General features: G+C 40.9%; 7 protein-coding genes. 4 read left to right on the top strand and 3 right to left on the bottom strand.

Going from position 1 to position 8,407, the window contains the following annotated elements; all coding sequences use genetic code 11:
- Positions 1 to 39: 39 nt before the first annotated feature.
- The gene (locus L4C33_RS17060; protein ID WP_428813612.1) at positions 40 to 1,515 is read left to right on the top strand and encodes an FAD-dependent oxidoreductase; all 1,476 of its coding nucleotides are present in this window, start codon (positions 40 to 42) and stop codon (positions 1,513 to 1,515) included.
- Positions 1,516 to 1,691: 176 nt separating this feature from the next.
- Here the strand turns inward: L4C33_RS17060 and L4C33_RS17055 are convergent, their stop codons facing one another.
- The 3 genes from L4C33_RS17055 to L4C33_RS17045 form a co-directional block, all read right to left on the bottom strand.
- Positions 1,692 to 2,636: a 5-oxoprolinase subunit C family protein gene (locus L4C33_RS17055; protein ID WP_428813611.1), complete on the bottom strand. Its 945-nt coding sequence runs from the start codon at positions 2,634 to 2,636 to the stop codon at positions 1,692 to 1,694.
- A complete protein-coding gene (locus tag L4C33_RS17050; protein ID WP_428813610.1) occupies positions 2,626 to 3,351 on the bottom strand; it encodes a 5-oxoprolinase subunit B family protein in 726 nt (241 codons plus the stop codon). The genes L4C33_RS17055 and L4C33_RS17050 overlap by 11 nt, the downstream gene beginning before the upstream one ends.
- A gap of 62 nt (positions 3,352 to 3,413) precedes the next feature.
- Positions 3,414 to 4,157 carry a 5-oxoprolinase subunit PxpA gene (locus L4C33_RS17045; RefSeq protein WP_428813609.1) on the bottom strand — a complete coding sequence of 248 codons (744 nt, stop codon included), beginning with the start codon at positions 4,155 to 4,157 and terminating at the stop codon, positions 3,414 to 3,416.
- A gap of 168 nt (positions 4,158 to 4,325) precedes the next feature.
- Between L4C33_RS17045 and L4C33_RS17040 the strand changes: the two genes are divergently transcribed.
- From L4C33_RS17040 to L4C33_RS17030, 3 genes are all read left to right on the top strand, one after another.
- On the top strand, positions 4,326 to 6,371 hold the full coding sequence (locus tag L4C33_RS17040; RefSeq protein ID WP_428813608.1) for a TonB-dependent receptor plug domain-containing protein: 2,046 nt from the start codon (positions 4,326 to 4,328) through the stop codon (positions 6,369 to 6,371).
- Positions 6,361 to 6,876, top strand: a complete 516-nt coding sequence (locus L4C33_RS17035; RefSeq protein WP_428813607.1) for a YfiR family protein — start codon at positions 6,361 to 6,363, stop codon at positions 6,874 to 6,876. The genes L4C33_RS17040 and L4C33_RS17035 overlap by 11 nt, the downstream gene beginning before the upstream one ends.
- A partial coding sequence (locus L4C33_RS17030; protein WP_428813606.1) for a PAS domain S-box protein occupies positions 6,876 to 8,407 on the top strand: 1,532 nt, incomplete at its 3' end. The genes L4C33_RS17035 and L4C33_RS17030, both read left to right, overlap by 1 nt.

Below are 8,407 nucleotides of genomic sequence, written 5' to 3'. Positions count from 1 at the left end.
GTAGAATATAGCGAGCAAAAGTTACTTCAATAGAATGCGATGACAACTAAACAATTGGATAAAATTCAGCCATCTATAGCAATTATTGGTGGAGGAATAGCCGGATCAACAAGTGCCATTCACTTTAGTGAATTAGGCTACCAAGTGACACTGCTTGAAAAAGGGCCAAGTTTGGTGAATGGCCCACCGATCTGCCATCTACATGCTGGCGGCAATCTTTATCGAGATATCTCTGAAGAGCAATGTTTAGAGCTTCTGAGGCAATCTATAGATACGGTTAGGCTATTCCCGCACTCTTTGAATATTCGTCCAACGGTTATTGCTGTTCCTTTAACTGATGGGGGCTCACCTGATGAGCTTTTACCAAGACTAAAAGTTATCTCTGAAGCCTACAAGGAACTGGTTGAATTAGACGCTTTGAATAAGGTTCTTGGTGAACCAGAACACTACTACAAGTTATACAGTAAAGCTGAACTGGTAGAGCTTGCTAAACAACAGCAGCCCGATTCGCCACTTTCTCTGGATGACTGGTGTATTCCTTTTGCTCAATATGCTGATCTTGATGCTTTAAAGTATCCAGTGGTCATGGTTCAAGAGTATGGTCTTAGCGTTTTTAGACTATCCGCTACCGCGCAGCTTTCATTAGGCCAGTTAGACAACTGCAGAGTTCTGACCGACTCTAAGCTTATTTCTGTTGAACAAAATGAAAGTCGCTGCAGTCATACTTGGTGTTTAAACTACCGTGATTCCCGAGGCAACACTCAAATCCTTAACGTTGATTATCTGATTAACGCGAGTGGGTTTGAGACAGGTCTAGTCGACGACATTGTTGGTTCAAAACAGGAACGCTTAGTTGAGTTCAAAGCGGCCTATGTAAGCCAATGGTCAAAGTGTAATCAAGAATGGCCTGAAGTCATTTTCCATGGCCCTAGAGGTACGCCTCAAGGAATGGCACAGTTGACCCCTTACGCAGACGGTTATTTCCAATTACATGGAATGACGGAAGGAATCACGTTATTTGAAGATGGACTAGTCGCATCTTGTGATATTTCTTCTCAGCCGAAGCTACCACAGCGTCTGATTAAAAAGATTGTTTCGGGTTGGACTGCAGAGCAGCTTGAAGAACGAACAACAGCAGCGATCTCTCATATGTCGCAGTTTGTACCTAGCTTTGAACAAGCACAGGTCGGTGGAAAACCATTATTTGGAGCGCAGCAAATACCGGGGGCAGATCCTAGTTTAAGAGCCGCAGATGTCTCTTTCTGTGGTGACCGTTATGCTCGAATTGAAATGGTAAAAGCATCTTCCGCACTTGAAGCTGCGACTAAGATTCACTCTAAGTGGTTTTCTCAACGCAGTAGTAAAAATGCTGATGAAATGAACAGTATTGAGGGGACCCACAGCGTCACGTTGTCATTTAATCTAGATCAAGTTCTACAACATGCCTTAGAACTGACGGAACAAAGAGGCTACCCAGCAGCGTTAGCCAAGGTTTCGGGTATTGCCCACAATTAATTATTTTCTTAATCATCAATGTGAGCTTTTTTAGACAAGTTCTAAACTAAGGTTAGTTAACAGTAAGCCACGGTTGAAAGAACCTCACATATGCAGAGTTAAAGCTCTGCATACTTAAATACTATACCGGTCTAAACGATAACTTTATCTATGATTATCTGTAGGGAAGGTAAGCTCTAGTATCCAAAAAAGTTGGCCCACTGACACCATACGTCTTGTAATCCTAGGCGATCACCTTTTACAAACTCAACGCTTTGACCAGGTTTAGCCTGTGCAAGCCTTGGTAAATCGATTCGCGCAACACAACCTAACTTCGGATAACCCCCAATAGTTTGGCGATCATTCAATAGTATAATGGGCTGCCCATCAGCGGGGACTTGAATAGACCCTAAAGCGATTCCTTCAGACAGCAGTTTTGCTTTTGGAGAGTTCACTTTAGGTCCACTGAGCCTATATCCCATTCGGTTCGAGTTTTGATCAACGATATATTCCGATGAATAGATCGTTGACTTACTTTCTTCGCTAAAAGAATCGCATTGGTAAGATTCAATGACTCGTAACTTTAAAGGCAAGTTGTAGTTCGGTTTGAACCTGAATGTAACGAAAACAGGTTTGAATTTTTCAGGGATAGAGTGATGAGTAAATGGGATATCTAAGTCAGCGCTTAACGACGTGCCGCCTTCAAATCCACCTAAGCCATCGCGTATAACGGTTGATGAGCTGCCTAACGTTACAGGTACGTCAAAACCACCTTTTATAGCTAAATATGCTCGTAGCCCATTTTTAGGCAGTCCAAAGCTCAGAGTTTGCCCGCGATGTGCTCTGAAAGTACTCCAGTTATTTATAGTTTGATTGTCTAATTTTGCGTTTAGATCACCGCCACATAAAGCCAATATACAATCGTGATTAATTCTGAATGCAACTTGACCTAGTGTAATCTCAATGGCTGATTGGTTTACGGAATTACCTAAAAGATAGTTTGCCCAACTATATGCGTAGTCATCAACAGGGCCACCTTGAGTAATACCTAGATGGCTTAAGCCAAAACGCCCAAAATCCTGAATTAAGCTTAACTGGCCCGGCTTTACAACGGTAAGGCTACATTTCAATTTATTCTTCATTAATGTGTCCTCCCAACTCTTGGAAGGTAGAGCGATCTATTGCTTCGAACTTAACGCTGTCTCCGATCGAGAAAAGTGAAATAGTATCGGGTGRCTCTAAAGTCGCATTCGAAAAGTCAAAAAGAGACAACGGACAATTGCCGATAATATTCCAGCCCCCCGGAGATTCTGAAGGGTAAATAGCGGTTTTACTGTCTGCGATTCCAACACTACCACGAGGTACAGATAAACGAGGCGTCTCAATACGCGGCATTTCCAGTTTTGGGTCAACATCAGAAAGAAAAGCAAAACCGGGGGCAAAGCCTATTGCACTGACAATATATTCTGTCGAAGTATGAAGCTCTACGACTTGATCTAAACTTATGCCTCTATCAGTATAGCGGCTAAGATCTAAAGCCGTTTCCGTAGAATAGTAAACGGGGAGTGTGAGCGTTTTTTTATTACGATTCGTTACCGTAAAGTTTTCTTCAAAAGAATGGATTAGCCCTTCGAGTTTATCAACGAAACACACTTCACTGATTCTGTAAGGTAAATAATCAACAAGTATTGTCTGATACGATGGAGTGACGTTCATAATCGAGCTCCCGAACTTACTACGAATCTCATCAGACAAAGCTCCAATCAGCACTGAATGACTGGTATTAAAGTCATGTTGATACCGTATTAAGATGCTACATTCTGCAATCGGATCAATGCTGAAGTTCGAGTGGGTCATCTTTAACCATCCATTGGTCTATTTATTGAATACTTTTATTAATAGCGAGTAGTTCTGCACTCTCACTTAATATTGAGTGCCTGGCTGAGTTTCTGAATCAAGGCTATCGAATGTGGGTTATCGCCATGCACACAAACAGTATCAGCTTCGATGGGCAATGAACCGCCGGATAATGTAGTCACACTGCCAAAGTTTGCTAACTGCATTACCTGATTAAATATGTCATCGGTGTTGGTTAAAACAGAGTTAGGACTAGATCGGGGAGCGAGCCTACCATTATCAAGATAAGCGCGATCAGCGAAGGCTTCAAATAATAGAGGCACATCAAAGTCATCAGCAATATCAAGATATTTCTGATTATCTCCAGACGCTAGAATCATTAATGGCAAATTAAAAAAAGATGCGGCTTCTATAATCGCTTTATAAACCTCTATACTTGCCATCATATCATTGTAGAGTGCGCCGTGAGGTTTAATGTATTCAATGTCAGTATTTTGAAATTGAGCGATCGATTGCAAAGCACCTACTTGATAAATTACTAGCTCTGTAATTTGCTTTGGTGTGTGGGGAATAGAACGTCGTCCAAACCCTTGTAAATCTTGGTATCCTGGGTGGGCACCAATTTTCGTATTCGTATGAATCGAAAGCTTAATGGTTTTGGCCATGACATGAGGGTCAGAAGCGTGAAATCCACAGGCAATGTTCGCCATATCTACCCATGGCATGACGAGTTCATCTTCACCCATTTTCCAAGATCCGAAACTTTCTCCCATGTCACAGTTAAGCTGAAGTCTTGTGGTTGTCACTTTCTATTCACTCATTTAGGTTTGTAACTTAAAACACTCTTATAATTACAGTTATTAAACAGTGATCACTGTCTATATTCTAACTATAAATTAATAATGGGATGACATTTTGTATAGAATGGTTCACTGATTAAATAGTCAGTAAAATGTTCTCAAATCGGTTATATCATGAAACTACACCCGTTGATTTTCGTTACAGCGATATCTACTTCTAGCGTTGCACAATCGGAGCAAGCGCCACTGGATCTTTTAATGTCTATGAGTTTAGAAGAACTCACAATGCTTGATATTGAAATGGGTACGGCCAACAAATCAAATCAAAAGCTTACCGACATTCCATCTTCTGTTTATGTACTGTCTAACGAACGCATTCAACGCAGTGGTGCAAGAACGATTGCAGAAGCGCTCATGCTTGTTCCTGGCCTTAAAGTCACAAAGTTCAGTGAAACTGAGTGGTTTGTTTCTGCGCGTGGTTTCCATGATGGCCTTTATAACAAAATGCTAGTGATGATGGATGGCCGTAGTTTGTTTAGCCCAGTTTACGGTGGCACTTATTGGTCAAATGTTGATTATATACTCGCCGATATTGAGCGAATTGAAGTTCTAAAAGGTCCCGGCGGTACAATTTGGGGCGGTAACGCGGTTAATGGCGTTGTTAATATTATTACTAAGTCAACGAACGAGACTCTAGGGACATACGTGTCTGGCTTAACGTCAGGTTCAAGTAACTATGAATTAAGTGTCCGACAAGGCGTCCAACTTAACGACAATGTAACCAGCAAAGCCTTCTATAAGAAAAAGAATGAGCCGAGACATACAGATTATAACGATATTTGGCAAAGTGAAACTGCTGGTGTCGCCATCGAAAATCAGCAAGATGACTGGGCAATACGTTTTGGAGGATATAAGTCGTCATACACTACAGAGTGGTGGACACTTGAATACGACAATGGGCTTTATACCGATATAAACAAGTCGCAGTTTGAGCCAAGTAGCGAGTCTTACTATATTCAATTAACGGCTAACGATACCGTGACTGAATCCATTTCCAGTCAATATTCAATTTGGGCTGAGTATAACGATGAAACAGCGAAAGACGCGCCCGGCACATACAAAACCATAGACCTCGATGCGACCTTTTATCAAAGGCTATCTGAAAACCACAACCTGACGTATGGTGGCGGCGCGCGCTTAATAACGCTAGATTTCTCTTCAAGCCAGAACCAAGACCTAAATCTCGACAATATGAGTTACTACGCCCGTGCGTATGAGATTGAAAAAACTAATGATGAAATTTTAAATATATTTATTCAATCAGATAAAGGTTTAACAGACTCGATCTCCATGACTGCAGGGTTAAAGCTCGAACATTTTACGCAAAATAATTCTACAGAGTTGTCTCCACAAATACGCTTCATGTATCAATACAGCCCACAAAGTTCATTTTGGACTGGGATTGGGCGTTCCGTTGCGTCACCCTCCTATATGGATTCAGATTCTACTTATTATCAAACCTATACATATTGCCCGGTTGGTAGCCTCACTTGTAACGTCAATAACCCCGAGTACTACATTGCGCAATATAGTGGTGGTGACGATTTAGATAACGAAGCAGTCGTGACCGCTGAATTAGGTTACCGATTTCAATCTGAATCTTCTTTTGAAGTCGATCTAACGACCTTCATAAGCCAACATTCACACGTTCGCCAACATGATTATTCATATCAAGACCAAGACCACAAGCAAGTATATGTATATAAGCTATCAGGTGATTACACTGTAGATACTTACGGTGCTGAAATTGGTGCTACTTATATGCTTGTCGAAAATATTACGTCATATGTAAGTTATTCTTACCTAAGTGTCGATGCGAAGCACAACGAAGGCTCTTTAGCTAATGCTGAAACTGCTAAAAATATGGGAATTGAGTCTGAGCAAATCTCTACCGCTCAAATTATGTGGAACATATCGAATGAACTACAGATTGATCTCATCGGTAAATATCACAACATTAATTACCCAGAACCACTAGAACAATTCGATTCCCAACTAGCATTTGATGCACGACTAGGCTGGAAGAAAAACAGCTCTGCACCATTATTTGAAGTTGTAGTTGAAAATATTGGTCAACATGACGGATATAAAACGGATTGGTCAACATGGGAGTCTGTGAACGAAGAGTCGGTTTATGTGAGGGTTTCACATGAATTCTAAGTGGTGTGCGTTTTTATTAACTTTGATGACACTGGGTACGGCTACACTGACGAATTCGGTTAATGCAGCTGAGTTCAAATCATATCAGATTAAAGCAGTATATATATTCCGTATAGCCAATTTTGTTCGCTGGAATAACGAACAACAAATGGAAAATTTATCTTTTTGTGTGATTGGAGACAAACAAATAGAAGGTGTACTTAAAACCATTATTAAAGATAAAGTTATCCGCGGTCTAAATTTACAGTTGGTGAAAGCAGGCAAGTCAAACTCTTGTGATATTGTTTACCTTTCATCTGATCAAAATCTCACAATGCTTGATAACTTTGACGATCATACTTTAACTATCAGTGATAAAGCTGGATTTGCTCAAAAAGGTGGGGTCATAGAACTTAAATCAGCAGGCAAGAAAATAAAGCCACGAATTAGTATCAATAACGCCCATTTAGATGAATATACAATTGGTTCAAATTTGCTTCGTATTGCTGTCATGGAGGACAAGTGATGCTGTCTTTTATGAAAGATATCTCTCTGAAAAACAAAATATTATTGCCAATATTAGTCTTTATTGGCGTTACATTCTTGGCTACGCAGTTAATGAATTACAGTGTCACGTATGAGCGAGAGAAAGAGAACTTGGTACAGCGAGTAAAAGTACTGGCCGAGGGCGTGGCATACAACTTACAAGCTGCGGTAATGTTTGATGATTCAGATTCAGCGAATGAAATATTGTCAGCTTTTAGTGCAGACAAAGATATCGTACGGGTCAAACTGTATAGCACTGAAGATAAGTTGTTTGCGATGTATCAGCGCGAAGGAGAAGCCCCGCCAATCCCTAACGCAACACAGAGAGCAGAGATCAAAAAACAGAAGTTTTCTATCTCTGAACAGTACATATTTTTGCTCGTACCTGTCGTATTAGAAAATACAACAATTGCGTTCCTGAGAGTGACAATCTCGACAGAAAGCTTCAAAGAAATTTTGTCATTTATAGTTAAGAACGCTGTTATCTATTTGGGACTATTGGCGTTATTAGGTTCGTTGCTTTATAAACTAGTCCAACGCTTTATTATTGAACCTGTCTTCCAACTCAACGAAGCAATGCAAGCGTTTGTCGAAAGAAGAGGGAACATACCCAAGATTTCCGCTTTATCGCAGGATGAAATTGGTGACTTGGTAAACGCGTTTAATACCATGCTGCAACGCTTAGAGCAGCGCGAAAAACAAGTCTTTTTCACCTTAGATAAGCTTGAGCAAGAAAAGTCATTCGCAGATGAAGTTATTGAGACCGTCCAACATGCCTTGATCGTAACCAACGACCAAGGGGATATTATTCATGCGAATGCGGCTACCCGCGATGTATTCCGCTGCACTTCCGCTTACTTAGATGATTTACGCATCCAAGACTTGATCAACACCAAGCAGCCTGACTTACTTCAAAGTGCCCTTGACTCAAAATCTGATCTCAATGACCAACTACTAGATTGCCATGATGTTTTTGGTAATCAGCAATTTTTGACAATGAGCTCGCGTGGTTTATCTAAGCCCGGCCAAACGATGTTTGCAATTCAAGATGTAACTGAAATTGAAACCGCGATGGGACGTCAGCGATTGGCGGCCGGTGTGTTTGAAAATAGCCAAGATGGCTTCGTGGTTTTGGATTCATCAAGCACTATTACGATGGTTAACCCAGCAGCGACCAAATTACTTGGTTTTGAATCTGAAGAGTTGGTAGGTAAAACACCCCTTGAAGTTTTTGCTTGGCGTCAGTTTTCATCACTTATGCCAACGATTATCGATTCAGTCCAAAACTATGGTCATTGGCAAGGGGAAGTGTGGGAAAAACATAAATCAGGTCGTATGGTTCCAATGTTTGTCAAAGTGAACAGAATTGTTACTGATAAGAAGAACCAGGGCTACAACATGGTTTTGATTTTATCCGACTTATCAAACGTTAAAGAGATGGAGCGTTTGGAACATTTAGCTCACCATGACGCACTAACAGGCTTAGCAAACAGAGCGAAGCTCTATCGAAT

The organism is Vibrio makurazakiensis (assembly GCF_050337375.1).
Taxonomy (GTDB): domain Bacteria; phylum Pseudomonadota; class Gammaproteobacteria; order Enterobacterales; family Vibrionaceae; genus Vibrio; species Vibrio makurazakiensis.
The sequence above is the reverse complement of the archived record's forward strand: the minus strand, read 5'-3'. Positions and strand labels throughout refer to the sequence as shown.